This is a genomic window from Brevibacillus sp. AG (assembly GCF_028369215.1).
In the GTDB taxonomy this organism is placed as follows: Bacteria; Bacillota; Bacilli; order Brevibacillales; family Brevibacillaceae; genus Brevibacillus; species Brevibacillus porteri.
Genome location: NZ_JAQMYO010000002.1, coordinates 605,981 through 631,150 on the forward strand (window position 1 = coordinate 605,981; position 25,170 = coordinate 631,150).

The window sequence follows — 25,170 nt, forward strand, 5'->3', positions numbered from 1 at the left end:
CATTTCCCATACCATATGAAAAAAGCTTTCTAGCTGCTAACGACGAAACAAGCAGTAAAAAATTTAATTTCATTAATTGTATGAAATTCAGTTCTCTTACAAGTTGTGGAATTACCTGATACATCTATCATTTTGCGAATATATAACGATAGAAAATAGCTATTATACGTACAATGTTCCTAATTAATTTGAAACAATTAGTATGATCTGGAAAGGAATATGCAAGATGTTGGCGAATAAGTAGGGACAAAGACATATATTGTCGAAATGCCTGATGATATTTGTAATCTTTATTACCTAGATATTGTTATGACTAGAAGTATCCTAAAGAGAGTGGAATCTCTTTTGCTCGCGTGCATGTAGGTACATTTCCCAGCACTTCCAAGTTGCGCAGAATTTCTCTCGCTTGGAAGAAGCTTTTTCTTTGTGTTCATACTTGCTAGGAAAGGGAAAGGAAAATTGATGGAGAGCATTCCAGATTTATTTAAGAAAAAAGAGTACTATCACGCATTTCAGCCCATATGTCAACTTCCTGAGAGAAGTAGAATAGGGTATGAAGTATTACTTCGCAGTAAAGCGGGGACCTATCCAGAGGCATTGTTTTCTTTGGCAAAGGAAAACAAAAAGCTGCCAGAACTCGACGCCCATTCCTTGCATTATGCGCTCTCGACTTTTTTTCATTCGTCGATCGAACACAAAAACGAGCTTTTATTTGTGAACATTTTTCCTTCTACCATCATAGAAGACACATTTCCTAGCTTCATTCAAAAGATCGCTCGTTCCTTTCGTCCCTTTTTGAACCAAATCGTTTTGGAAATCAACGAATCGATTATGGAAGGAGAATGTTGGAGCGAACCCATTTTTACACGACGCATAGCTGAATTGAAAAAGATGGGGTTCTTAATTGCGTTGGATGATGTAGGAGATGGCGCGAATATATTCAGTAAAATCGAAGATATTTCACCTGATTACATCAAGATTGATCGTTTTTTTTCGCAAGAGCTCTCGAGTTCATTAGAAAAGCAAAAGACTGTAAAATTGTTTGTCGAATTTTGTAAAGATGCACCTCAACTCATTCTCGAAGGAGTTGAGGAAGAAGAGGATTTTGCTTGTGCTTCTTTATTGGGCGTTGCAATCGGCCAGGGATACTTGTTTGGTAAACCAGGCAGTTTGCCGGACGAATAAGAGGGCAATGCAGAATTGGAGGAATTTTTATGGCTAGTGATAACAACGTATATTCTCGGAAAGCAACGCTTTCCTTAAAAATATCCGAGTTTGAAGTCCCTCCGATGCAGGATCTGTTGATCATCGGGCGGAAAGCGCCAATTGGTCCTGAGGCTGTAAGGAGAATGGCGGATGCACTTTCACCAGAGCAGTTTACTTTACTGAAAATGAATCATCCAAAGATTGAGGCGGTTTTGTTAAGAAATACCCTTTTGCAAATGATAGATGAAAAATTGCTGATGAAAATCATTCTGGAAGAAGCAGAGCGTATGATTAGCGACTCTATGGTTCTGCGATCTGAGTTGAAAATAGCATTGTCTGTTCAACGAGAGGTGGATCTCTTATGAACATCTCCGACATCATGACGACGATGATTTGTACCATCACCTCTGACAAAAGTGTCTCTTATGCGGCGGAGCGAATGAACGAATCTCATGTTGATTCGTTAGTTGTCATGGATCACGGAGAGGTACTGGGAATGGTTACGACGAGAGATGTTTTGTCAGCTCATCCAAACCGAATCGTTGCCGATGCCATGAGTAGTCAGCCGTTCTATCTGTCAGCCAATCACAATGTATGGGAGGCTTATCACGCGCTTCATCAAGAACAAAATGGGCTTGCTTTGGTCAAACAAGAGGATCAACTGATCGGACTCATCACAAAAGAAATCGTAGAGATGAAAATAGCAGAATATCGAGACCCATTATCGGGTTTGTATCGCGCTCCATACATCCAGTTTATTGGGGAAAATTTTTTAAAGGAGCGAAAACCTTTCCATTTGCTTTTTATCGATTTGAACGACTTTGGCCGAATTAATAAGCTGCATGGACATCCCTTCGGAGATGATGTCATTCGCACCTATTCTTCGGTCCTCTCTTCTTTGGCTGAAGAACAGGGTGATTACTTATGTCGTTATGCAGGGGACGAGTTTGTTTTGATCTCTACGATTTCCGATGAACAGATTCAGGAATACATTACGCTTATTACACGTCCAACCAACGTTCTGGATGTCTTCGTATCTGCAGCTGTTGGTCATGTGAACGGGTACAATACACCAGACTTCTTCGCCAGATCCTGGCGGGAATTAATCGCTGAAGCAAGTTTAGGCTCTTCAGCTGCCAAATTATCCAAATCACTTTCTTCCACGGTCGGATAGGAAAAGTATAGTTTACCAACAATGCGCATACACTTTTGGACAGGCTAAGATCTTTCATTGCAACCAATTATTTTATGGTACGTAATATATAGTGTGAATAGATCGATATGAGGAGGCAATGACATGATTGTAACTACTACCAGCATGATCCAAGGAAAAGAAGTGGAAGAGTATCTGGATATCGTCAGTGGAGAGGTAATCATGGGTGCAAACGTAGTCCGTGACTTTCTCGCAGGGATTACGGACATCATCGGAGGCAGAAGTGGCTCGTATGAGAGCAAGCTCGCAGAAGGTCGTGAACTGGCCTTGCGTGAAATGAAAGAAAAAGCACGGGTATTAGGTGCAAATGCAGTGATTGGGGTTGATCTCGACTTCGAAACATTGCGAGAAGGTATGATGATGGTTATTGCCACAGGCACAGCTGTCCGTGTGAAGTAAGCCGGTAAACACCCGGCTTTCTTTTTTTACCGAAAGCGGTCGTAATACATAGCGAGCAAGGAGAAGTGAGCATGCAAGTACAAAAAACTCTTCAGGATTTATCGAATAGAATAAATGACCAACCACAAGGGATCACTGGATTACATGCGGTTTATCATTTTGTCCTAAGTGGAGAAGAGGGGGGCACCTACGAGATTGTTTTTACCGATAATCAGGCGGACTACAAGCTGGGGGTGACCAGGGAAGCAGGCTGCAAGCTGGAGTTATCTGACAAAGATTTTATTAAGCTCATAGAGGGACGCTTGAATCCCACTGTTGCTTTTGTAACGGGTAAGCTGAAAATAAGTGGAGAAATGGGACTTTCATTTAAATTGCAAACAATCTTACATCACTATCAAACACAAAAATAACGAAAAAACTAGTCAATACTTTAAACGTTGCGTTAAAATATGACCAAACAATGACACCTACTCTAACACAAAACGAGGGGAAACATGCGCCATATTTGTTCATTGATTGCGAGTGTAAGCCAACTGGAAGAACAATCTGTGCGTTTTGATTTTTATCAAGAAATCAGACGACCCAAGCCAGAACGTCAGTTATTAAAGCATCATGCACAATTACCGCGTCATTATTTCGATTATTTAATTCATTCAGGAGTATTGGATGTAGAAACAGATGCCCCTTATCAGCCGGGGAAGATCATGCCTGCTTCCATCGGTATGAACATACGCTCGCTCGGTGGGAACGTATTGTTTGACATGTGCTTTGCTCCGCAAATATATAAATTGTGGCAAAACACAGATGCAAGCATAGAAGACCTTTCTCTGCCTGCTGATATATTTGAAGAATACGTCTATCGCTTAGGGGCAATCAGTCGCTTTCGCTATTTAGGCCGAATCGATGATCCCGTAACAGCAACAAAACTTGGTGAGAACGACATGATTGAATTCAAACGCGACTTTCTTTATTCGAAGACGGGAATTATTAAGTCTATTGTGGCGTTTGCGAATTCAAACAACGGGAATTTATTTTTAGGCATTACCGATGAGGGAACAGTGTGTGGGATTGATCATGAGATCGAGCAGTATGGAGACCCGGACAAATACATTCTTGCCATTACGCAATACATCCAAGATAAGACGTCACCGTTTGTGACCCCATTCCCAAAAATTTCGTTGAAAAAAATAGATGGGAAAACAGTGGTAGCTATCTTTGTTGAAGCCTCATCTGATTTGATTTGTGGTTTGGACAAAAACAATGAAAAGTACGTGGTGATTCGTACGAACAATCGCTCCGTTATCGTGAAAGATCCGCACCAAATTGGTGAAATTTACGTGAAACGAAAGCTTGGCAGTGAGATCAGCCGTCGATTGGGACTTCTGTAGCGTTATCTTACAGGAATACACGAGGGGGGTTACTGCGTGATATCGTCTTTACGTACGTGTCTACTGGTTATGATGGTGAGTACCTTGTTTGTCACTGGCTGTGCACAGTCTGGTAAGGTATCTGATGACATGAAAGATCATATCGAGACAGAGCTTGGTACGGTTGAAAAAGTAACGGTGATGTCAACGGATGGACAGGAAGTATTATTGGACTCGCGCTTGTTTTTGCAAGAGCTGTCCGGACAGGGTCAAGATTTACAAATATCATCCGAGCCTTTAAAGCAAGAGGATGTACGTTTTACACTTGTCCTCTACCGAACACAGCAGGCTCCACTTGTCGTAACAGTGGGGGAGTCGGCAAGTGAGTTTGGAGGACACACGTATCGTGGAGCGGGTGCCAGCTATTTTTATCAGTGGGTAAACAAGTTAACTGGCAAAGGCGTGCTCTCACAAAAAATTCAAAGTGTGCGTTTAGCGGCAGAGGACCTTGGTCAAGCTCGCGTGTTGAACGAATCAGAAGCAGGATACATCAGGAAAGTAATGGAATCGGCTATACCAGAGCTGGACAGTCGTAGCAAGCAGTATCCACTCTATCCGAACTATCGGATGAGAATAAATTCTGCTGACAAACCTGTCGAAGTGGCCATTTTGACGCCGACGCTGATTGCGGTTCCCTTTGGGAGAGAAACGTTTTTCTTTCGCGTAGAGGGTAGCCTCTTTTCGCGGTTAACGGAATGGATGCCGCCAAGCAATCGTAAGGAAGACAGGATCGACCAGTTATTTAAATCTACACAGATTCGCATCACAGCAAATGGCGAAATGAACGTCCAAGACACAGAGTTGGATGTCACCCAAACGACGATCGAGCAAGGAATTGCTCATCAATCCGTCCGATTGCTAAAAAATGGAGATCCACTAAATGTTCCACCGAAAGATCCGGGCTCAAAACAATACGAACTTCATTTTTTTGTGAATGATACAGAACTGAGAATTGAACTATATCCAGGTTACTTTAAGTACGACCAAACTTGGTACAATCACGATGAACTCGCTGAAAACGAGTGGAAATTGTTTCAATCTCTACGAAAATGAGGAATATCCTCATGAAGTTTCGCACTTCTGGTCACGATAAAAAAGAACATATTACTACCACTTTTGCAGTTTTTGTCGTAGAATAGTTACGTTGCACTGATAGTGGAGGTTATGACCGGAAAAAGACAGACGTCTTTGAACCGGTCTAAAAGCCTGCCGATCTTTATCTGCCATAGGAGGATGGAGAATGAACATTCATGAGTATCAAGGTAAAGAGATACTTAAGCAGTACGGTGTAAAAGTTCCTGAAGGACGCGTAGCTTTCACAGTGGAAGAAGCTGTTGAAGCAGCGAAAGAACTGGGCACCCAAGTAAACGTAGTAAAAGCGCAAATTCACGCTGGTGGCCGTGGTAAGGCTGGCGGTGTAAAGGTTGCAAAAAATCTTGATGAAGTTCGTACATATGCCAGCGAAATTCTTGGCAAAGTACTGGTTACTCATCAAACAGGACCAGAAGGTAAAGAAGTTAAGCGCCTTCTGATCGAGCAAGGCTGCGACATCAAGAAAGAATACTACGTTGGTGTAGTTGTTGACCGTGCTACTGGAAGCGTTGTAATGATGGCTTCCGAAGAGGGCGGTATGGACATCGAGGAAGTAGCAGCAAACAATCCAGAAAAAATCTTCAAAGAAGTAGTTGATCCAGTAACAGGTCTGAATGGCTTCCAAGCTCGTCGCCTGGCTTACGCAATCAACATTCCAAAAGAATTGATTAACAAAGCTGCCAAGTTCATGATGAGCTTGTACCAAGCTTTTGTTGATAAAGATGCTTCTATCGCTGAAATCAACCCACTGGTTGTAACTGGCGACGGTGAAGTAATGGCACTGGATGCGAAACTGAACTTCGACAGCAACGCTCTCTATCGTCACCCTGACATCGTAGCTCTGCGCGATCTGGATGAAGAAGATGAGAAAGAAATCGAAGCTTCCAAGTTCGATCTGTCCTACATCGCACTTGATGGTAACATCGGTTGCATGGTAAACGGTGCAGGTCTGGCGATGGCAACAATGGACATCGTGAAATTCTACGGTGGAGATCCTGCTAACTTCCTTGACGTTGGTGGCGGAGCTACTGAAGAGAAAGTAACAGAAGCGTTTAAAATTATTCTCCGTGACGAAAAAGTAAAAGGTATTTTCGTCAACATCTTCGGCGGCATCATGAAATGCGACGTTATCGCAAACGGCGTAGTAAATGCAGCAAAACAAATCAAATTGGACAAACCTCTCGTTGTACGTCTCGAAGGTACAAACGTAGATTTGGGTAAGAAAATCCTCAATGAGTCCGGTTTGAACATCGTAGCTGCAGAATCTATGGCTGATGGTGCTGAGAAAATCGTATCCTTGGTAAAGTAAGTTATCTCGAGTAGATACGTTAAAAAAGGTGGGAAAATTACGCGATGAGTATTCTCGTTAATAAAAATACAAAAGTAATTACGCAAGGGATTACGGGTGCAACTGGTCTGTTCCACACTCGCGGAGCCGTTGAATACGGTACACAAATGGTGGGCGGTGTAACACCTGGTAAAGGTGGAACCGAAGTTGACGGTATTCCAATTTTCAACACAGTGAAAGAAGCAGTTGAAGCAACTGGTGCTACTGCATCCGTTATCTACGTTGCTCCTCCTTTCGCTGCTGATGCGATCATGGAAGCAGTTGACGCTGAACTGGATCTGGTAATCTGCATCACAGAAGGTATCCCAGTTCTGGACATGGTAAAAGTTAAGCGCTACATGGAAGGTAAGAAAACCCTTCTCGTAGGTCCTAACTGCCCTGGCGTAATCACTCCAGGTGAGTGCAAAATCGGTATCATGCCTGGTTACATCCACGTTCCAGGTAAAGTAGGTATCGTATCTCGCTCTGGTACCTTGACTTATGAAGCAGTTCACCAAACTTCTACTCGCGGCCTGGGTCAATCCACAGCTGTAGGTATCGGTGGAGACCCAGTAAAAGGTATGGAGTTCATCGATGTACTGAAAATGTTCAACGAAGATCCAGGTACCGAAGCAGTTATCATGCTGGGTGAAATCGGTGGTACTGCAGAAGAAGAAGCAGCTGAGTGGATCGCTGCTAACATGAAAAAACCAGTTGTAGGCTTCATCGGCGGACAAACTGCTCCTGAAGGAAAACGTATGGGCCACGCTGGTGCGATCATCTCCGGTGGTAAAGGTACAGCTGCTGAGAAAATCGCGAAGCTCGAAGAATGTGGTATTCGCGTAGCGAAAACACCTGCAGTTATCGGTGAAACACTTGTTGAATTGCTGAAAGAGCGCGGTATGCTCGAGAAAGTAATGGGCAAGTAAGCATAGAAGACAGAAGTGGACAGGCTTAGGCTTGTCCACTTTTTTATTTTTGAAGCAGCCTCTTTCTTTCGATAGAATAACTTTCAAAACCGTCAACTGTGACAATAGCGATCGGGATGAAGGAGGATTTCGGAATGGGAAAGGCGAAGCTCGACGAGAGAGACTGGCTGTATGTGTTAACGATGATAGCGGGTTTGGGAAGAAAGAAAATCCGAGAAATCTTTGAAATCACTGGTTCTTTTCAGGTGGCCATCGAAAATTGGCACGAACTGGCACATGAGCTCAGATTGACTTCCTTGATCACTGGGCAGGTTGACAAGCAAAGCAATGAAGCTTCAGCTATGGCACTATTGGAAAGGCGTGAAGAAGAGAGAACACGCTTCTTATGTCCTTTTGACGATGCTTATCCTGTTTCGCTCCGCAATATCCCGGATTCTCCATGGACACTGTTTTATCGTGGTGATCACACATTATTGGAGAAATTGTCGATTGGCGTCGTTGGTTCGCGCAAACCGACACCATATGGAAGAGCGAGCTGTAGCTTTTTTGTCCGAGAGCTGGTACATGCAGGTCTTGTCATTGTCTCAGGGGTAGCGTATGGAATTGATGCGGAAGCTCACCAAGCTACGTTGAAAGCAGGCGGTAAGACCATTGGTGTGCTCGGGTGTGGAATGAATCACGTTTATCCTTCTCGGCATCGAGAACTTTATCGCGAAATTGAATCTTTTGGCCTACTCCTCAGTGAATATCCTCCACATATTCCACCTATATCTGGATTATTTCCAGAGCGAAATCGTATCATAAGTGGACTTTCTATCGGTATATTAGTGGTGGAAGCAGCAGAAAAAAGTGGATCCTTGATTACGGCAGACTGTGCACTTGAGCAGGGCAAGGAAGTTTTTGCAATTCCTGGCCCGATTTTTTCATTGATGAGTGCGGGGCCGCATAACTTGATCAAACAAGGTGCAAAGCTAGTAACGTGCAGTAACGATATTTGGGAGGAAATCAAGCATCATCTTCCAGAAGCTGTACGGAAGCAGCAGGCCGAAAACAGAAAGGCAACCGAGGTTATTCCCTTATCTAATGAAGAAAAAGCGATTGTAGAAGCCGTAACATATGATGGCATTCATTTGGATGAGTTAATGAGCAGTTTAGAAAAAGATCAGCGCAGGATGCTACATCAGCTGGTGATTCGTTTGGAAGCAAAAGGGGCCATCGTCGCACTTCCGGGCGGTTATTTTGCTCGTCGATAGCATTTTTTCCAGATATTTGGTAATGTCTAGACGTACAAGTGTTTGACAAACCGGATAAGGGTATTTAATAATAGGGAAGATTCCTTACTAAAAGGGGAGGAAAAAAATGGCTGATACGCTAGTAATCGTAGAATCCCCTACGAAGGCCAAGACCATTGGAAAATACCTGGGTAGTAAATATATCGTGAAAGCGTCTATCGGGCATGTACGTGATTTGCCGAAAAGTCAAATGGGTGTAGACGTTACGCGTAATTTTGAACCCAAATACATAACCATTCGCGGCAAAGGCGATGTATTGAAGGGCTTAAAAGATGCCGCTAAAAAAGTAAAAAAAGTATATCTCGCAGCCGACCCGGATCGCGAAGGGGAGGCAATTGCTTGGCATTTGGCACAATACCTTGGGCTCGATTTGAATCAACCGCTTCGTGTGGTATTTAATGAGATTACCAAAGATGCCATCAAAGAAGCGTTCAAGCATCCACGACACATAAACATGGACTTGGTAAATGCTCAACAGGCACGTCGCATTCTCGACAGACTCGTGGGCTACAATATCAGTCCAATTCTATGGAAAAAGGTTCGAAAAGGCTTGAGTGCCGGACGTGTTCAATCGGTTGCGGTAAAGCTTATCATGGATCGTGAACGGGAGATCCAAGAGTTTATTCCAGAAGAGTATTGGACGATTGCGAGTACATTGATCAGCGGCGGAAAAGAAATTAACGCTAAGTTCTATGGTTATGGCGATGAAAAGGTGGAGCTTCATTCGGAAGATGATGTAGCAGCGGTATTGAAACGAATGAAGAACAAACCATACGTGGTACAAAAGGTAACCAAGCGAGAGCGTAAGCGCAATCCTGCACCTCCTTTTATCACGAGTTCTTTGCAGCAAGAGGCAGCTCGTAAGCTAAACTTCCGCACTTCTAAGACCATGCGAATTGCTCAAGAGCTCTATGAGGGGATCGACGTTGGCAATAAAGAAGGCGCAGTTGGTTTGATTACCTATATGCGTACAGACTCTACTCGCCTATCTGCGACTGCACAGAACGAAGCAAGAGAATACATACTTGAGAAATATGGTTCAGACTATGTGTTAACTGAGCCACGCAATCAGGCGAAAAACGAAAATGCTCAAGATGCTCACGAAGCGATTCGTCCAACAGGTGTAATGCGTACACCGGATGAAATCAAGGAATACTTGTCGAGAGATCAGCTTCGCTTGTATCGATTGATCTGGGAGCGTTTCCTTGCCAGTCAAATGTCATCTGCTGTTCTTGATACGATGAGCGTAGATATTGACGCAGGTGGAGTTACCTTCAGAGCAACAGGATCCAAAGTGAAGTTTCCTGGATTTATGAAGGTATATATTGAAGGAAACGATGATGGTGCAGAAGAAGAAAGCTTCCTTCCGCCGATTGAAGAAGGACAAATCCTCGAACAAAAAGAAATCGAGCCGAGTCAGCACTTTACACAGCCACCACCTCGATTCTCTGAAGCGCGCATGCTTAAATCATTGGAAGAGATGGGGATTGGACGTCCATCTACCTATGCGCCTACATTAGAGACCATTCAAAAGCGGGGCTATGTGGCGTTAGAGGAGAAACGATTTGTTCCGACTGAATTAGGCGAGATTGTGATCACGCTTGTTGAAGAGTTTTTCCCGGAGATTCTCAACGTAGAATTCACTGCGCATATGGAATCGGGTTTGGATAATATCGAAGCAGGGACCACCAATTGGGTGCAGGTGCTGGACGATTTTTATCACGACTTTGCAAAGCGCGTAGTTGTTGCAGAAGAAGAGATGAAAGAAGTAGAGCTGAAAGTCGAAGAGTCGGATGAATCATGCGAGCTTTGCGGTCGTGTGATGGTATATAAGCTTGGTCGATTTGGCAAGTTTTTAGCTTGTTCCGGATTCCCGGATTGCCGTAATACGAAGCCGATTGTAAAAGAAATCGGCGTAAAGTGTCCGCAGTGTGAAACCGGAGAGATTATCGAACGTAAATCTAAGAAGAGTCGTATTTTTTATGGCTGCAATCAATACCCGGAATGCGATTTTGTATCGTGGGACAAACCGATTGCCAGACCTTGTCCAAAATGCTCCAGCATGCTCGTGGAGAAAAAGCGCAAGAAGCAAGGAGTTAGCATTATTTGCACCAAGTGTGATTATCAAGAAGAGGCAGACTCCTAAGCAGCCTGATTCGATTTTGTAGTTTGGAGGATTAACAGCATGTCACAACCAACAATTACAGTAGTGGGCGCTGGTCTCGCTGGTAGTGAGGCAGCATGGCAAATCGCGCAGGCGGGTGTAAAAGTAAAGCTCTATGAAATGAGACCGAAGACGCAAACGCCTGCACACCATACCGATAAATTTGCAGAGTTGGTATGCAGTAATTCATTGCGTGCTAACACTTTGACGAATGCAGTGGGTGTATTAAAAGAAGAAATGCGTCGATTGAACTCTGTCATTATCGATGCGGCAGATCGTTGCGCGGTTCCAGCAGGAGGAGCGCTTGCCGTAGACAGACACGAGTTCGCAGCTCATGTTACAGATGCCGTTCGTAATCATCCTTTAGTTGAGGTCATTTCGGATGAGATTACCGAAATTCCTGATGGGATTGTCGTAATTGCGACGGGGCCACTTACTTCTCCAGCTTTGTCTACAAAGTTAAAAGAGCTGACGGGTGAAGAATACCTGTACTTCTATGATGCAGCTGCACCCATTATTGAGAAAGACTCGATTGATATGAACAAGGTATTCGTTGCTTCCAGATATGATAAAGGTGAAGCAGCCTACCTGAACTGCCCGATGACTGAAGAGGAGTTCAATCGCTTTTATGATGCGCTGATCTCTGCGGAAACAGTTCCATTGAAGGAATTTGAAAAGGAAATCTTCTTCGAAGGCTGCATGCCGATTGAAGTATTGGCAAAGCGTGGGCACAAAACCATGACATTTGGTCCCATGAAGCCAGTGGGGCTGGTTGATCCACGGACAGGCAAAAAGTCTTACGCGGTTGTACAGCTTCGTCAGGACAATAGTGCTGCGACATTGTATAACATCGTAGGCTTCCAGACCCATCTAAAATGGCCGGATCAAAAAAGAGTCTTTTCACTCATTCCTGGGTTGGAAAACTGCGAAATCGTTCGTTATGGTGTCATGCACCGCAACACCTTTATCAACTCGCCAAAACTGTTGAAGCCTACGTATCAGTATAAAGATCGCGAAACACTTTTCTTTGCTGGTCAAATGACTGGTGTAGAAGGATATGTAGAGTCAGCAGCATCAGGCTTGCTTGCGGGGATAAATGCAGCACGACTCGCAAAAGGGGAAGAATTGATCGAGCTTCCGCCAGAAACAATTATGGGCAGCATGGCTCGTTATATTACAACGGCAGATCCAAAGCATTTCCAACCAATGAACGCAAACTTCGGATTGGTACCGGAATGGCCAGAAAGAATCCGCGACAAGCGTTTGAAAAATGAAAAGCTCGCTGAGCGGGCGCTAGATACAATTCAGAATTTTACACAAGAACGACACAATTAACATTGATATCCGTTTTTCGTCTGTGTTACTATATAGGTGCTTCGAGGAGGGTGCATCCCGTATGGACATTTCGCAACAAAATTCTGCGGATATTGAGATGTTTACCCGCTATTTGCGAGTTGAAAAAAACGCCTCTCCTCATACGGTGAAGCAGTATGTGGCAGATATCAGCGAATTTGTCTCCTTTATGGAACAGCACCAAATCACCGTATTTGCTGCTGTTTCTTATTTGCATGGTCGCTCCTTTCTCGCGCAGTTGGCTGGCAGGGGGCTTTCCCGACGAAGTATTGCCCGCAAGCTATCCAGTTTGCGTAGCTTGTACCGATTTCTGTTGCGTGAAGGTCAACTGGAACAGAATCCATTTCAACTAGTCTCCACTCCCAAAATGGAGAAGAAACTTCCTTCCTTTTTATATCCGCAAGAAGTTCAAGCTTTTTTCGATCTGCCTGATACAACCACTCCATTGGGAATTCGTGATCGGCTGATTTTTGAACTGTTGTATGCAAGCGGCATGCGTGTTACGGAGCTCACCACTCTATCTGTGAGTGATGTGAATCCGAGTATGGGAGTCGCCTTGGTTTATGGAAAAGGAGCGAAAGAACGATATGTGCCGGTTGGAAGTTATGCCTGCGACGTTCTTCGGCAATACCTAGAATATGGAAGAGAAAAACTGTTGGCTGGAAAAGTAGAACACGGCAATTTGCTGGTTAACTATCGGGGAGAACCGTTATCCGACCGCAGTGTTCGGCGGATTGTAGACAAATACGTAGATACGTACGCTCTTCAATTGCGGGTTTCACCACATACCTTTCGTCATACGTTTGCAACCCATATGTTGAACGGCGGCGCTGATCTGCGTACCGTGCAAGAATTACTGGGACACGTCAATGTTTCGACGACACAGGTGTACACCCATGTGACCAAAGAGCGACTTCGGCATGTATATGACACCGCTCACCCACGAGCAAACCCGGGCAATACAGGTTCCGCCAATCGGACATAACGGGAGGAATCAGTGATGGAACAGTTTCACGCAACAACCATATTTGCTGTACAGCATAATGGGTCTGTAGCGATGGCCGGAGATGGTCAGGTTACTTTTGGCAACAGCATGGTAATGAAGCACGGTGCCAAAAAAGTAAGACGTCTATATCGCGGCGAAGTTTTAGCAGGATTCGCTGGCTCTGTTGCTGATGCCATTACGCTTTTTGAGAAGTTTGAAGGAAAGCTGGAGGAGTATCACGGCAATCTGCAGCGTGCTGCTGTAGAGCTGGCGAAAGAGTGGCGCATGGATAAAATTTTGCGTCGTTTGGAAGCCATGATGATTGTTGCCAATAAGGAGCATTTGTTGCTTATTTCCGGAAATGGCGAAATCATTGAGCCTGATGATGGGATTCTTGCAATTGGTTCTGGCGGTAGCTTTGCCCTTGCAGCAGGTCGTGCATTGAAAACATATGCGCCGGATCTCGGCGCACGTGAAATTGCGGAAGCATCGCTTCGTACCGCTGCTGAAATTTGCGTGTTCACAAACAACAATCTTGTTGTGGATGAGTTGAATTGAGCGAAAGGGAGGAACCTACTGTGCTGAATCTTGAGCAATTAACCCCGCGTAAGATCGTAGAGCATTTGGATAAATACATTGTCGGGCAGGCACAAGCCAAGAAAGCTATTGCTGTAGCGCTTCGCAACCGCTATCGTCGCAGTCGTTTGCCAGAGCAAATGATTGAAGAGGTTGTTCCAAAAAACATCTTGATGATCGGACCTACTGGTGTTGGAAAAACGGAAATTGCACGTCGGATTGCAAAACTGACAGGTGCTCCTTTTATTAAAGTAGAAGCAACCAAGTTTACGGAAGTCGGTTATGTAGGACGCGATGTAGAATCGATGGTCCGTGATCTGGTGGAAGCTTCTATCCGTACGGTCAAACAGGAAAAAGTAGAGTCGGTGAAAGAGAAAGCCGAGAAGCTTGCGAATGAAGCGATTGTGGACGTACTCGTTCCATCTCGCAAGCAGTCGAACTCGTTCAAAAATCCGTTGGAGATGTTCTTCGGTGGACAGCAGCAACAGCAGCAGGATACCTCTGATCAAGAAGAAGTGTCGATCCAGCAGCAACGCAGACAAGTCATGTGGCAATTGACGAATGGCCAGTTAGAAGAGCAAATGATTGAGATTGAAGTCGAAGATCAATCACCTTCGATGTTTGACATGTTCCAGGTTCCGGGTACAGAACAAATGGGGATGCAAATGCAGGATATGCTCGGTAGCCTGATGCCTAAGCGGATGAAGAAACGAAAATTGCGAATAAAAGATGCGCGAAAGGTATTAATTCAGCAGGAAGCGCAAAAACTGGTGGATATGGACGAAGTTACGCAGGAGTCAATTCGTCGAGCTGAACAACACGGTATTATCTTCATTGACGAAATTGACAAGATTGCGGGTAAGGATGGGCGTGGCCCAGATGTATCCCGTGAAGGGGTCCAGCGTGATATTTTACCGATTGTGGAAGGCTCAACTGTCATGACTAAGTACGGTCCTGTCAAAACAGATTATGTTCTGTTTATCGCAGCTGGTGCTTTTCACATGGCAAAACCATCCGATTTAATTCCTGAATTGCAAGGTCGTTTTCCGATTCGGGTGGAGCTGACTAGCTTGCGCGTTGAAGATTTTGTCCGAATTTTGACTGAGCCTAAAAACGCGTTGCTTAAGCAGTACGTGGCCCTCTTGGAAACAGAAGGGGTGCGTATTGAATTTACACCGGAAGCCATTCAGGAACTCGCTCGTCTCGCTGCTGAGGTCAATCAGAGCACAGATAACATTGGTGCTAGACGATTGCACACCATATTGGAGAAGCTACTGGAGGATCTCTCTTTTGAAGCCCCAGAAATCCACCTAGAAGTTGTACAGATTACCCCCGATTATGTCAAACAGAAATTAGGTAAAATCGTGGGGAACAAAGACTTGAGTCAATATATTTTATAAACATTGGATAGGCAGCACATATAATTAGGAGGAAATACAGATGGATCTACTGTCAAAAACAAGAAGAATTAACCGCATGTTGCAAAAATCCGCGGGTCATGCCGTGAACTTCAATGAAATGTCCCAAGTTTTGAGTGACGTTATCGAAGCAAATACTTATGTTGTAAGCCGCAAAGGAAAACTTCTCGGCTTTGCGATTCATCAAGAGATGGATAACAGCCGTATGCGTAAAATGCTGGAAGAGCGCCGTTTTCCAGAAGAGTACAGCATGGGGTTACTGAAAGTAGATGAAACATCTGCGAACCTGGATGTAGATAGCCCATACACCATTTTCCCAGTTGAAATGAAAGAAGTATTCCGCACAGGTTGGACGACGCTTGTTCCAATTATGGGTGGAGGAGATCGTCTGGGTACGCTGATTTTGGGTCGTATTAACGATCAATTTGTCGATGACGACCTGATTCTTGCAGAAGTAGGGGCAACTGTAGTAGGTATGGAAATCTTACGCGAGCGTTCTGAAGCAATCGAAGAAGAAGCACGCAGCAAAGCGGTTGTACAAATGGCGATTGGTTCCCTCTCTTATAGTGAGTTGGAAGCTGTTGAACATATTTTTGAAGAACTCGAAGGCAAAGAAGGCTTGCTCGTAGCCTCCAAAATCGCGGATCGCGTAGGGATTACTCGCTCCGTAATTGTAAACGCACTGCGCAAGTTGGAGAGTGCGGGCGTTATCGAATCCCGTTCTTTGGGGATGAAAGGTACCTTCATTAAAGTGCTGAATGAAAAGCTGTTGCCTGAACTGGAGAAGCTCAAAACCTCGTAATATACCTTGCGAAAAGTTACAAGAAAGTAAACAAAAGGTGTAGCAACTCAAGTTGCTGCACCTTTTCTCATGGGACTTTAGTCCTAATTAAAGCAAAAAACGACACATTATTACCATAAATTATATGATGATTTTTAATGCATACCTCGACGATTGCAATGGTTTGAATATGGTTTCCTTGTAAAATGCAGTAAAAAAACAGGAAAGATAAGGGATTTAGTCCCATTGAATCATTTTGAAAAACGTCATGAAAAGGGGCTTTTTTGTCCAAATTGATTTTGCTATGATTGAATCGTATTAGGGTGTCGAAAATACAGGAAATATAGGTGGATTTAGGGAAAGTAATTGACTCATATTGGGGGAGAAGGAAAAAATGCTGGATAGTTACCATCTGCAGGTCCTGGAGAGATCACTCGATGCTGCAACATTGCGACATAGAACGATCGCAAACAACCTTGCCAACATAGACACCCCTCAATTCAAAAGTCAACAAGTCATCTTCGAGAGCTTTTTGCAAGATGAGTTGAACGCAAGAGCGGGAAATGGCAAGTTAGAAGCGTATCGGACCAATCAACGACACCTACCGTTTGGAAATGTGGGGGGCGTTGCAGTACCACAGGTTGTGTCCAATCCGAATAACTTCATTCAGAACAGTGGCAATGATGTTGACTTGGAAACTGAAACAACAGAATTGGCCAAAAACCAAATTTGGTACAGTGGTTTAACGCAATTGACAGCAGGACATTTTCAAAAGCTACGCAGTGTAATTGAGGGTGGAGGTAAATAAAGATGAGCTTGTTTCAGGGAATTAACACAAGTGCTTCTGCCTTAACAGCTAACCGCTTGCGATTGGATACGATTTCTTCCAATATTGCGAATGCGGAAACCACTCGAGCAAACTTCGTAGATGGCGCTTGGCAGCCATATCGGAGGAAAATGGTGGAGTTGTCACCTCAAACAAATGGAACGTTTGATAACTTCCTGCAAGCAGCCGTGGGGACGGTCTCAGGAAGTCGGGGTGGACAAGGTGTAAAGGTTACAGCGATTCAAGAAGACAATACTCCGTTTAAGCGAGTATTTGATCCATCTCACCCAGATGCAGATCAAGACGGATATCTCTTGATGCCGAATGTCGACCCGATGAAAGAGATGGTGGACATGATCTCCGCATCAAGATCATACGAAGCCAACGTGACAGCACTGAACGCTTCCAAATCGATGATGCTAAAAGCATTGGAAATCAAGTAAAGCGGGTGACAGTAAGGAATGGAAATGAGTGCAATCTCCCAACTAACGCCAATTCGTACACCGAGCGTGAACAAGCCAACCCCAGCTGAAGTTTCCCAAGAATTCTCATCGTTTCTATCGGATGCCATGAATAAAGTGAATCAGGCGCAAGTAGAATCGTCGAATCTTGCCGACAAGTTTGCAGCGGGAGAAATTACCGACTTGCACCAATTGACTGTTGCAGGTCAAAAAGCTTCCGTGATGCTACAGATGACTATGCAGGTCAGGAACAAGATGATTGAGTCTTATCAAGAAATCATGCGCATGTCGATTTGATCGTTGTTGGTATCCTTTGAGAGGTGAAACATGAACGAACGTTTAGCAGTATACAAAGACCAGATTACGTCAAAATGGAACCAATTTTCCAAGAAACAAAAATGGATGATTCTCGGTATTTCGCTCTTCCTCTTGATTTCTCTTGGTCTATACATATACATCGCTTCTCAGCCGGTGTACAAACCACTCTACAACCAAAAATTGAGTGAACAAGAAATCGGGACTATCAAGCAAGAGTTGGAAGCTTCACAAATTCCATATCGAATCACGGGGAATGGTACAAGTATCGAGGTTCCAGAAAAAATGGCACAAGATGTCATTGTCGATTTGGCTGCACAAGGTATTCCGAGTCAAGCAGGAATTAATGCAGAAATTTTCTCCAGTACCCTTGGAGTTACAGATCGCCAATTTGATGTCATGAAGAAAGAGGCTTTGCAACAAGAGCTGCGCAAAATGCTGGAACGTGTAAAAGGTGTACGCTCCGCACAAGTGATGATTACATTGCCGCAGGAAAGCGTTTGGGTGACGGAGACTCCGGATACAGCGACGGCTTCCGTTATCGTCGATGTTGAACCTGGAACAACGCTTGATCAAAAGCAAATTAACTCGCTATATCTGCTTGTTTCCCGAAGCGTTCCGAAATTGCCAATGGAAGCGATTGCGATTACAGACCAGTATTCCAATCCACTAGAACGTTCCGAAGGCAATGAAAGCGAAGGCACATTGAGTAGCTTTAAGCAACAGGAAACAATCAAAGCGGATGTTGAAAAGAAAATTCAACAAAACCTGTACAACTTGTTGGGTACAATCATGGGACGCGATAAAGTCATCGTCCATACGTTCATCAAAATGAACTTTGACAAAGAAAATCGCGTAGAGAACATAGTTGAGGCACCTGACAAAGAGAATAACGAAGGACTTATCATTTCTTCTCAAAAATTATCAAAAGCCTTCTCTGGACAAGGTCAACCTCCAGGGGGAATTGCAGGAACCAATAACAATGCAGTTACGAACTACCCGGGAGCTACCCCACAAGGAAGTAACAGTCAATATGAAGAGTTGAATGATACGATTAACCGTGAAGTAAATCGCATCACACGAAATGTTACATCAAGCCCGTACAAGATCGAAGACATCACAATCAACGTTGGGGTAGAACCGCCAGCTGGTGGAACGATGGATGCTGCTACGCTCGAAAGCATCAAACAAGTGTTGCGCAATGTTGTTCGTGTCACTTTGAGTGATCAGGTTTCTGATTTAACGGATGCTGAGTTGGACAAGCATATTTCTGTACTCCCTCGTCAGTTCTCAGGAAAAGCTGAGATTGAGGATTCCAGTGCACTAAGTCCTGCTGTTCTTTGGACAGTTGGTGGTATTGCAGTCTTGGCACTTGCTGCTGTTGCCTTCCTCGTTTATCGCAGACGCAGTCAAGCGAAGCAACAACAAGAAGAAGACGAATTGCCAGACTTGCTGACACCGTTAAACGCGGCCGAAATACCAGACTTGATTTACCAAGAAGATGGAGACCAGGTAGTGGTCAGAAAGCAACTTGAAAAATTGGCGCGAAGCAAACCAGATGAGTTTGTTGTTCTGCTTCGTACTTGGTTAGCAGAAGATTAAGGAGTGAATGGTATGGCTCGCGGCGCTAAAGAGTTGTCAGGACGACAAAAGGCAGCTATCCTCCTCATCTCACTCGGGCCGGAAGTTTCTGCCCAGGTGTTCAAGCATTTACGTGAGGATGAGATCGAGCAACTGACATTAGAAATCGCCAATGTGCGAAAAGTGGATACGGATGAAAAAGATAAAATTTTATCTGAATTTCACCAGATAGCAGTTGCCAAAGAGGTAATTGCACAAGGCGGGATTACGTACGCCAAAGAAATTTTGCAAAAAGCTTTGGGTGAGACCAAAGCGATGGATATTATCAATCGCTTGACGGCAAACCTTCAAGTTCGACCGTTTGACTTTGCTAGAAAGGCTGACCCAGGTCAAATCCTTAACTTTATTCAAAATGAGCATCCGCAAACGATAGCTTTGGTGCTTTCTTATCTGGAAGCTCAACAAGCAGCCATGATCTTGTCCGCTCTTCCGCAAGAGCGTCAAGCAGAGGTTGCGAAACGTATTGCGACTATGGACAGCACTTCACCGGAAGTAATCGCTCAAGTTGAACAGGTATTGGAGCAAAAGCTCTCTGCCACTGTTACCCAAGATTACACGCAGGCAGGCGGGATCGAAGCGATCGTGGCTGTACTCAACGGTGTCGATCGTGGAACCGAACGCACGATTCTGGATTCCCTCGAAATTCAAGATCCAGAGCTGGCAGAAGAAATCAAGAAGCGTATGTTCGTCTTCGAGGATATTGCTACTCTCGACAACCGTTCGATTCAGCGCGTTATCCGCGATGTGGAAAATGCCGATCTGCAACTTTCTCTCAAAGTATCCAGCGAAGAGGTTCGGGAAGTTATTTTCCGGAACATGTCCAAACGGATGGCGGATACCTTCAAAGAAGAAATGGAGTTTATGGGCCCAGTTCGCCTTCGCGACGTCGAAGAGGCACAATCTCGTATCGTTGCAATTATCCGTCGCTTAGAGGAGGCTGGTGAGATCATCATCGCCCGCGGTGGAGGAGATGATATCATTGTCTAGGATCATCAAAAGCGCCAATTATCGGCCTTCTGAGGAATCTTTTCTCCTCTCGGTAACGCCTGTACCACTTAAGACGGAAGAAGTTGCTGAAAGGTTGCAAGAAAATCAGGAAATTTTTAATCAAGCTGAGATCGAGGCGAAAACGATCATCTCAGATGCAGAAGAAACCGCGCAAAGCATCTTGCAGCAAGCTTCGGATCAAGCAGAGCAATTAAGACAAGAGACGCTTGCTCAGATGGAAGAATGGTGGGAACAAAAGCGTCAGGAAGCTGCGCAGTTGTTTCAACAAGTACAAGAACAGGCTATGACGGAAGGGCAGGAGGCAGGTTTCGAAGCGGGTAAACGTGAGGCATACGAGGAGCAAACAGCTACACTCAGCCAAGCAAAAACCATTCTGGAACAGGCGTTTGCCGAAAAAAAACAGATTATAGCTGAGGCGGAGCCTTTTCTAGTGGAACTCAGCATGGAAATCGCTAAAAAAATCATTGGACAGGAATTGCAACAGCATCCCGAGCAGGTCCTGGAAATAACGAAAAAGGCACTCCGACGCTCACGTGTTTATGGCGAGATTACGGTATGTGTCAACCATAAGTACTTCGATTATGTGCTCGAACATCGTGCTGGTTTTCTGGAATTGTTAGATGGACAAGCAGAGCTCTCCATTTACCCTGACTATACCGTACAAGATGGTGGATGTGTCATCCGTACTGCTTTGGGAAGTGTCGATGCCCGCATTGATACACAAATGGAGGAGATTAAGCAGGCGCTGCTTACGATTGCCCGAGGAAGTGAGGCTCCATGAGCATCCTAGATCTCTCGAAGTACAAGTACATGCTGCATGGATTAGATCCGATGCGCGTGAATGGTAAAGTGACACAGGTTGTTGGACTCACTATTGAGTCGCAAGGGCCAGAAGTGAAATTAGGCGAGATATGCCATCTATATCCGGCTAACACAAAGGAACCGATCATTGCAGAAGTCGTTGGCTTTCGCGAAAACAAAGTGCTGTTAATGCCATTAGGCGAATTGACCGAAATTGGTCCAGGTTGTGATGTGGTCGCGACAGGACGTTCACTAGATGTAAAAGTTGGACCAGAAATATTGGGTTCGATCCTAGATGGATTGGGTCGACCCTATCAAGGTTCACTGCCATTTGGGCTGACGTCTTATCCTACGAACAACATGCCGCCAAATCCGATCCTTCGACCGCGCATTCAAGAACCATTGAGTGTAGGTGTGAGAGCGATAGATGGTCTGCTTACCATTGGGAAAGGTCAACGGGTCGGCATCTTCGCTGGATCAGGGGTAGGAAAAAGTACGTTGATGGGAATGATCGCCCGAAATACTACGGCAGACATCAATGTCATTGGTCTTATTGGAGAACGCGGCCGTGAAGTCATGGAGTTTATCGAGCGCGATCTTGGGGAAGAAGGACTAAAGCGGTCTGTTGTTGTCGTAGCTACTTCCGATCAACCTGCCATGATTCGAATCAAGGGAGCAATGATTGCGACATCCATAGCGGAATATTTCCGCGATCGTGGAATGAATGTCATGCTCATGATGGATTCCGTCACGCGCTTTGCCATGGCACAACGTGAGGTGGGCTTGGCAATCGGAGAACCGCCGGCTACGCGTGGTTATACGCCATCGGTTTTTGCGATGTTGCCAAAGCTCATGGAGCGCGCAGGAACAGCGGATAAGGGAAGTATTACAGCCTTTTATACCGTACTGGTTGATTCTGACGACATGAACGATCCGATTGCGGATGCGGCGCGGGGGATTTTGGACGGTCACATCGTTCTTGACCGGAAGATCGCTCACAAAGGTCACTTTCCTGCCATTGATGTGATGGCGAGTGTAAGTCGTGTCATGAATGAAATCGTCGATAGTAACCATTTGGATGCTGCTCGTCAGCTGAAAAAGCATTTGGCTACGTTTCGTGAAGCGGAGGACCTCATTAATATTGGGGCGTACAAGCCGGGAAGCAACCGGGAAATCGATGCGGCTATTCGCTACCGTGATATCATTTCTGGATTTACGGCACAAGGAACGCATGAGCCATCTACTTTGCAGGGCGCTATCCAAGCGTTGACAGCTCATTTCGGAGGAGTGAACTAACGTGCGTGTGTTTCAGTTTCATCTCCAAAAGGTTCTTGATTTAAAGGAAAAAGAAAAAGAACAAGCAGAGTGGGCTTTCGGAAAGTCGATCCAGCGTAAAAACGAAGAAGAGTGGAAGCTTACTCAACTAACCGAACATCATGACGAGATGACGGTGAAGCTTCAGGAAGTACAGATGCAGACATGCAGTGCTGCACAGCTCATTTCCATTACCCAATATCAGCAATCTGTTGCGAGATCCATCCAGAATCAGCAACATACCTTGCACGGTTGTGAACAGGATGTGGAACGCTGTCAGTCACGATTGACGGAACGTATGAAAGAGTCCCAACTATGGCAACGCCTTCGGGAAAAGTCGCTCCACCAATTTCTGGACGACCAGAAGCAAAAAGAGCAAAAAGAGTTGGATGAGATCGGTACGCAGCTCTATCTTCGCCGAAGCTACTGAGGGAGGTTCCAAATGGAAGAAATCCAAGAAGAACGGGAATACGGCAGGTGGGAATGGTTCTTTTATATGATTGTCATTCCTGCACTGTTTGCCAGCCTCCTTGGCGGTGTGCTCCTGAGCTTGCTCGGAGTAAACGTGTTAGGGACTGTTCTCCACTGGGCTAACTCCATACCGTACGTGGAAAAATTAGTCCCGGACGAATATGCGGCAACTCCCGACTCAGAAGAACAACCTGACATGGACAAACAAGTGGCAACCCTACAGCAAGATCATGCAAAAAACCAGCAGCAGATTACCGCTTTACAAGAAGAGTCAACAAAGAAAGACGCCACTATTGTGGCGCTGGAAAAGCAGATTGATGATTTAAACAAGGCAATGGAAGATAAACGTGCTACTGAGGAAGAACGTCAGAAGCAGTTTGCAGATTTGGCTAAAGTGTATACAACCATGTCACCCAAAAATGCGGCAGCCATTATTGAAAATCTCAAGCTGGAAGAGTCAGTGACGGTTATGACCAAAATGAAACCTGCCCAACAAGCTGACATTTTGGCGAAGATGGAACCGAAGAAAGCTGCCGATATTTCGATCTTGTTAAAAGATTCAGTAGTGAACAAAGATGATGACATTGCTGCTCTACAACAACGTGTAGATGTTCTTACAAAGGCGCTTAGCAATACGCGTGATGGGTCTGAATCGAATGAGGATCTAAACAATACATTTACTCAATTGCCGCCAGCGGATGCTGCTGCCATCATTCGTTCACTCATGAATACTAACAAGGCCCAAGCCATTGCTTTAATGAAAGATTTGCCTGCGAATAAACGGGCACAAACTCTCTCAGCGATCGCCAATGACGACAAGAAAGAAAAAGACAATCTGGCGGCTCGCATCACGACAGAGTTGCTTCGAAAATAGATTGAGCAATCATCTGTTTTCGTTCCTATAAGCAACAATTCAAAAAGAGGAGGTGAACGAGATGAATGTGGCCAATTTGACTCCTGCCGTAGGATCAGCAGGATCTGTTACAGCGACACCTGTGGCAAATGCGGGAGGAACTGGTTTAGGTCAAATGTTTTCCATGCAATTGATGCAGATGTTGGATCAAGTGGGAAACGCAGAAGAGACAATGGTTGCGCCAGAGGGTTTAAGTGAAGAGGAAATGCTAGCATTAGCTGAGCTCATGGCATTATTTGCCCAACTGCTTGGCTCTGGTCAAACTACGCAAGACGAATTACCGCCTGATGCCCAAGAAAAATTTGCAACTGCAATTGAACAACTTTTGGGGAAAGCGCAAGGAAATGCTGGTCAAGTGAGTGAGGATTTGAAGCAGATTCTAGCTAACCTGAAAAAAGGGGAAGCAACTCCAAATGAACTGGACAAGCTGGCAGCTCTTCTCGAATCCCTGAAGAATCAAAAAGGAAATACGGAAGAGTCGAAAAGAAGTGGCCTGAACTTGCGATCCGATGTGATGGCAAACATGAACACAACCCAGCAAGACACGTTTAAGACGATTTCGCCACTACGGTTGAATCAAGGTCTCTCGGCTTACAAGCTAGAGGCAGGGATTCAGTCTCAAACTGTACAGCCTACCCTGCAAGGCGGCCTTTTGAATCAAGAGGGCGATGCGCAAGAGGGCATGTTGAATGGAAATGGTCAGACACCGATTATTGCTTCATCTAATACGCAGACACAATCGGTACAGACCTTTCAGCAACAGTCGGTTCCAACACATCATGTGAACGCCAATCAGCTGACACAGCAAGTCACACAACTTTTCGTGTCCAAGATGCAATTGACGCAACATAATGGCGTACATGAGGCAAGGCTGATTCTAAATCCACAATCTTTGGGCCAAGTAGATGTAACCATTACTTCCCAAAATGGAGTGATTACAGCACAGTTCCATGCCGAAACACAGGCTGGAAAGGATATGCTGGACAATCAGCTTCCGCAGCTTCGAGCTGCGTTGACACAACAAGGCTTGCAAGTTGATCGCTTGGAGGTAAACCAGCAGCAAGATACAGCTTTTAACTTCCAACAGCAGCGTGAACAAGCACGACAACAGCAAGAGAATCGACAACAGCAAGATAAAGACGAGCAAGAATTTGCTCTCGATGCCCTGGTAGACAGCAATGAATCAACAGATGTGCTATGGGATCGATTGCGGGAAACGGCTCGCGGCATTGACGACATCGTCTAGGATTGGATATAA

At 44.9% G+C, this 25,170-nt stretch carries 26 protein-coding genes; all 26 read left to right on the forward strand.

The genetic code is table 11. The features are described from left to right. Positions 1–462: 462 nt before the first annotated feature. The 26 genes from POF51_RS08135 to POF51_RS08260 all read left to right on the forward strand — a co-directional run bounded on the left by POF51_RS08135 (position 463) and on the right by POF51_RS08260 (position 25,158). On the forward strand, positions 463–1,185 hold the full coding sequence (locus POF51_RS08135) for an EAL domain-containing protein (RefSeq protein ID WP_017249347.1): 723 nt from the start codon (positions 463–465) through the stop codon (positions 1,183–1,185). A 29-nt stretch (positions 1,186–1,214) separates the two neighbouring features. Next, positions 1,215–1,571: a hypothetical protein gene (locus POF51_RS08140; protein ID WP_017249346.1), complete on the forward strand. Its 357-nt coding sequence runs from the start codon at positions 1,215–1,217 to the stop codon at positions 1,569–1,571. Next, positions 1,568–2,380: a CBS domain-containing protein gene (locus POF51_RS08145; RefSeq protein ID WP_069849293.1), complete on the forward strand. Its 813-nt coding sequence runs from the start codon at positions 1,568–1,570 to the stop codon at positions 2,378–2,380. Before POF51_RS08140 ends, POF51_RS08145 begins: the two co-directional genes overlap by 4 nt. A gap of 123 nt (positions 2,381–2,503) precedes the next feature. Next, positions 2,504–2,818, forward strand: a complete 315-nt coding sequence (locus tag POF51_RS08150; RefSeq protein WP_017249344.1) for a YbjQ family protein — start codon at positions 2,504–2,506, stop codon at positions 2,816–2,818. Positions 2,819–2,889: 71 nt separating this feature from the next. Next, on the forward strand, positions 2,890–3,228 hold the full coding sequence (locus POF51_RS08155) for an SCP2 sterol-binding domain-containing protein (RefSeq protein WP_069849291.1): 339 nt from the start codon (positions 2,890–2,892) through the stop codon (positions 3,226–3,228). A gap of 84 nt (positions 3,229–3,312) precedes the next feature. Continuing rightward, a complete protein-coding gene (locus tag POF51_RS08160; RefSeq protein WP_069849289.1) occupies positions 3,313–4,206 on the forward strand; it encodes an AlbA family DNA-binding domain-containing protein in 894 nt (297 codons plus the stop codon). A 36-nt stretch (positions 4,207–4,242) separates the two neighbouring features. Next, a complete protein-coding gene (locus tag POF51_RS08165; RefSeq protein ID WP_069849286.1) occupies positions 4,243–5,298 on the forward strand; it encodes a hypothetical protein in 1,056 nt (351 codons plus the stop codon). Positions 5,299–5,485: 187 nt separating this feature from the next. Then, complete coding sequence (gene sucC, locus POF51_RS08170; protein WP_007719385.1) at positions 5,486–6,646, forward strand: ADP-forming succinate--CoA ligase subunit beta; 1,161 nt, start codon at positions 5,486–5,488, stop codon at positions 6,644–6,646. A gap of 44 nt (positions 6,647–6,690) precedes the next feature. Continuing rightward, positions 6,691–7,593, forward strand: a complete 903-nt coding sequence (gene sucD, locus POF51_RS08175; RefSeq protein ID WP_007719376.1) for a succinate--CoA ligase subunit alpha — start codon at positions 6,691–6,693, stop codon at positions 7,591–7,593. 134 nt (positions 7,594–7,727) lie between these two features. Then, positions 7,728–8,846 carry a DNA-processing protein DprA gene (dprA, locus tag POF51_RS08180; protein ID WP_271754931.1) on the forward strand — a complete coding sequence of 373 codons (1,119 nt, stop codon included), beginning with the start codon at positions 7,728–7,730 and terminating at the stop codon, positions 8,844–8,846. A 106-nt stretch (positions 8,847–8,952) separates the two neighbouring features. After that, positions 8,953–11,031, forward strand: a complete 2,079-nt coding sequence (gene topA, locus POF51_RS08185; RefSeq protein WP_069849282.1) for a type I DNA topoisomerase — start codon at positions 8,953–8,955, stop codon at positions 11,029–11,031. A gap of 39 nt (positions 11,032–11,070) precedes the next feature. Beyond that, complete coding sequence (gene trmFO / locus POF51_RS08190) at positions 11,071–12,384, forward strand: FADH(2)-oxidizing methylenetetrahydrofolate--tRNA-(uracil(54)-C(5))-methyltransferase TrmFO (RefSeq protein WP_056488428.1); 1,314 nt, start codon at positions 11,071–11,073, stop codon at positions 12,382–12,384. A 61-nt stretch (positions 12,385–12,445) separates the two neighbouring features. Further along, positions 12,446–13,387 carry a tyrosine recombinase XerC gene (gene xerC, locus POF51_RS08195; protein ID WP_017249337.1) on the forward strand — a complete coding sequence of 314 codons (942 nt, stop codon included), beginning with the start codon at positions 12,446–12,448 and terminating at the stop codon, positions 13,385–13,387. Between the two features lie 15 nt (positions 13,388–13,402). Next, positions 13,403–13,945, forward strand: a complete 543-nt coding sequence (hslV, locus tag POF51_RS08200; RefSeq protein WP_017249336.1) for an ATP-dependent protease subunit HslV — start codon at positions 13,403–13,405, stop codon at positions 13,943–13,945. A gap of 20 nt (positions 13,946–13,965) precedes the next feature. Further along, positions 13,966–15,363: an ATP-dependent protease ATPase subunit HslU gene (hslU, locus tag POF51_RS08205; protein WP_026043143.1), complete on the forward strand. Its 1,398-nt coding sequence runs from the start codon at positions 13,966–13,968 to the stop codon at positions 15,361–15,363. A 40-nt stretch (positions 15,364–15,403) separates the two neighbouring features. Continuing rightward, positions 15,404–16,183, forward strand: a complete 780-nt coding sequence (codY, locus tag POF51_RS08210) for a GTP-sensing pleiotropic transcriptional regulator CodY (RefSeq protein WP_016743316.1) — start codon at positions 15,404–15,406, stop codon at positions 16,181–16,183. A gap of 373 nt (positions 16,184–16,556) precedes the next feature. After that, the gene (flgB, locus tag POF51_RS08215) at positions 16,557–16,970 is read left to right on the forward strand and encodes a flagellar basal body rod protein FlgB (RefSeq protein WP_017249334.1); all 414 of its coding nucleotides are present in this window, start codon (positions 16,557–16,559) and stop codon (positions 16,968–16,970) included. 2 nt (positions 16,971–16,972) lie between these two features. After that, positions 16,973–17,431: a flagellar basal body rod protein FlgC gene (gene flgC / locus POF51_RS08220; protein ID WP_069849280.1), complete on the forward strand. Its 459-nt coding sequence runs from the start codon at positions 16,973–16,975 to the stop codon at positions 17,429–17,431. 18 nt (positions 17,432–17,449) lie between these two features. Beyond that, on the forward strand, positions 17,450–17,746 hold the full coding sequence (gene fliE / locus POF51_RS08225) for a flagellar hook-basal body complex protein FliE (RefSeq protein ID WP_017249332.1): 297 nt from the start codon (positions 17,450–17,452) through the stop codon (positions 17,744–17,746). A gap of 30 nt (positions 17,747–17,776) precedes the next feature. Then, positions 17,777–19,366 carry a flagellar basal-body MS-ring/collar protein FliF gene (gene fliF / locus POF51_RS08230; protein WP_017249331.1) on the forward strand — a complete coding sequence of 530 codons (1,590 nt, stop codon included), beginning with the start codon at positions 17,777–17,779 and terminating at the stop codon, positions 19,364–19,366. 12 nt (positions 19,367–19,378) lie between these two features. Then, positions 19,379–20,392, forward strand: a complete 1,014-nt coding sequence (fliG, locus tag POF51_RS08235; RefSeq protein ID WP_007719331.1) for a flagellar motor switch protein FliG — start codon at positions 19,379–19,381, stop codon at positions 20,390–20,392. Continuing rightward, positions 20,376–21,194, forward strand: a complete 819-nt coding sequence (gene fliH, locus POF51_RS08240; RefSeq protein ID WP_069849278.1) for a flagellar assembly protein FliH — start codon at positions 20,376–20,378, stop codon at positions 21,192–21,194. Before fliG ends, fliH begins: the two co-directional genes overlap by 17 nt. Further along, the gene (fliI, locus tag POF51_RS08245) at positions 21,191–22,510 is read left to right on the forward strand and encodes a flagellar protein export ATPase FliI (RefSeq protein WP_017249329.1); all 1,320 of its coding nucleotides are present in this window, start codon (positions 21,191–21,193) and stop codon (positions 22,508–22,510) included. The genes fliH and fliI overlap by 4 nt, the downstream gene beginning before the upstream one ends. Position 22,511: 1 nt before the next feature. After that, complete coding sequence (gene fliJ, locus POF51_RS08250; RefSeq protein ID WP_017249328.1) at positions 22,512–22,958, forward strand: flagellar export protein FliJ; 447 nt, start codon at positions 22,512–22,514, stop codon at positions 22,956–22,958. Positions 22,959–22,970: 12 nt separating this feature from the next. Then, on the forward strand, positions 22,971–23,873 hold the full coding sequence (locus POF51_RS08255; protein WP_069849276.1) for a MotE family protein: 903 nt from the start codon (positions 22,971–22,973) through the stop codon (positions 23,871–23,873). 61 nt (positions 23,874–23,934) lie between these two features. Beyond that, a complete protein-coding gene (locus tag POF51_RS08260; protein ID WP_174230200.1) occupies positions 23,935–25,158 on the forward strand; it encodes a flagellar hook-length control protein FliK in 1,224 nt (407 codons plus the stop codon). Positions 25,159–25,170 lie beyond the last annotated feature (12 nt).

What these genes read in the sequence shown, in the direction of transcription:
- POF51_RS08260 (WP_174230200.1), top strand. Translation starts at nt 23,935, where the DNA reads ATGAATGTGGCCAATTTGACTCCTGCCGTAGGATCAGCAGGATCTGTT.
- POF51_RS08135 (WP_017249347.1), top strand. Translation starts at nt 463, where the DNA reads ATGGAGAGCATTCCAGATTTATTTAAGAAAAAAGAGTACTATCACGCA.
- POF51_RS08145 (WP_069849293.1), top strand. Translation starts at nt 1,568, where the DNA reads ATGAACATCTCCGACATCATGACGACGATGATTTGTACCATCACCTCT.
- dprA (WP_271754931.1), top strand. Translation starts at nt 7,728, where the DNA reads ATGGGAAAGGCGAAGCTCGACGAGAGAGACTGGCTGTATGTGTTAACG.
- sucD (WP_007719376.1), top strand. Translation starts at nt 6,691, where the DNA reads ATGAGTATTCTCGTTAATAAAAATACAAAAGTAATTACGCAAGGGATT.
- POF51_RS08160 (WP_069849289.1), top strand. Translation starts at nt 3,313, where the DNA reads ATGCGCCATATTTGTTCATTGATTGCGAGTGTAAGCCAACTGGAAGAA.
- fliH (WP_069849278.1), top strand. Translation starts at nt 20,376, where the DNA reads ATGATATCATTGTCTAGGATCATCAAAAGCGCCAATTATCGGCCTTCT.
- flgC (WP_069849280.1), top strand. Translation starts at nt 16,973, where the DNA reads ATGAGCTTGTTTCAGGGAATTAACACAAGTGCTTCTGCCTTAACAGCT.
- xerC (WP_017249337.1), top strand. Translation starts at nt 12,446, where the DNA reads ATGGACATTTCGCAACAAAATTCTGCGGATATTGAGATGTTTACCCGC.
- fliG (WP_007719331.1), top strand. Translation starts at nt 19,379, where the DNA reads ATGGCTCGCGGCGCTAAAGAGTTGTCAGGACGACAAAAGGCAGCTATC.
- codY (WP_016743316.1), top strand. Translation starts at nt 15,404, where the DNA reads ATGGATCTACTGTCAAAAACAAGAAGAATTAACCGCATGTTGCAAAAA.
- topA (WP_069849282.1), top strand. Translation starts at nt 8,953, where the DNA reads ATGGCTGATACGCTAGTAATCGTAGAATCCCCTACGAAGGCCAAGACC.
- hslV (WP_017249336.1), top strand. Translation starts at nt 13,403, where the DNA reads ATGGAACAGTTTCACGCAACAACCATATTTGCTGTACAGCATAATGGG.
- POF51_RS08255 (WP_069849276.1), top strand. Translation starts at nt 22,971, where the DNA reads ATGGAAGAAATCCAAGAAGAACGGGAATACGGCAGGTGGGAATGGTTC.
- fliF (WP_017249331.1), top strand. Translation starts at nt 17,777, where the DNA reads ATGAACGAACGTTTAGCAGTATACAAAGACCAGATTACGTCAAAATGG.
- POF51_RS08140 (WP_017249346.1), top strand. Translation starts at nt 1,215, where the DNA reads ATGGCTAGTGATAACAACGTATATTCTCGGAAAGCAACGCTTTCCTTA.
- POF51_RS08150 (WP_017249344.1), top strand. Translation starts at nt 2,504, where the DNA reads ATGATTGTAACTACTACCAGCATGATCCAAGGAAAAGAAGTGGAAGAG.
- trmFO (WP_056488428.1), top strand. Translation starts at nt 11,071, where the DNA reads ATGTCACAACCAACAATTACAGTAGTGGGCGCTGGTCTCGCTGGTAGT.
- POF51_RS08155 (WP_069849291.1), top strand. Translation starts at nt 2,890, where the DNA reads ATGCAAGTACAAAAAACTCTTCAGGATTTATCGAATAGAATAAATGAC.
- flgB (WP_017249334.1), top strand. Translation starts at nt 16,557, where the DNA reads ATGCTGGATAGTTACCATCTGCAGGTCCTGGAGAGATCACTCGATGCT.
- fliE (WP_017249332.1), top strand. Translation starts at nt 17,450, where the DNA reads ATGGAAATGAGTGCAATCTCCCAACTAACGCCAATTCGTACACCGAGC.
- sucC (WP_007719385.1), top strand. Translation starts at nt 5,486, where the DNA reads ATGAACATTCATGAGTATCAAGGTAAAGAGATACTTAAGCAGTACGGT.
- fliI (WP_017249329.1), top strand. Translation starts at nt 21,191, where the DNA reads ATGAGCATCCTAGATCTCTCGAAGTACAAGTACATGCTGCATGGATTA.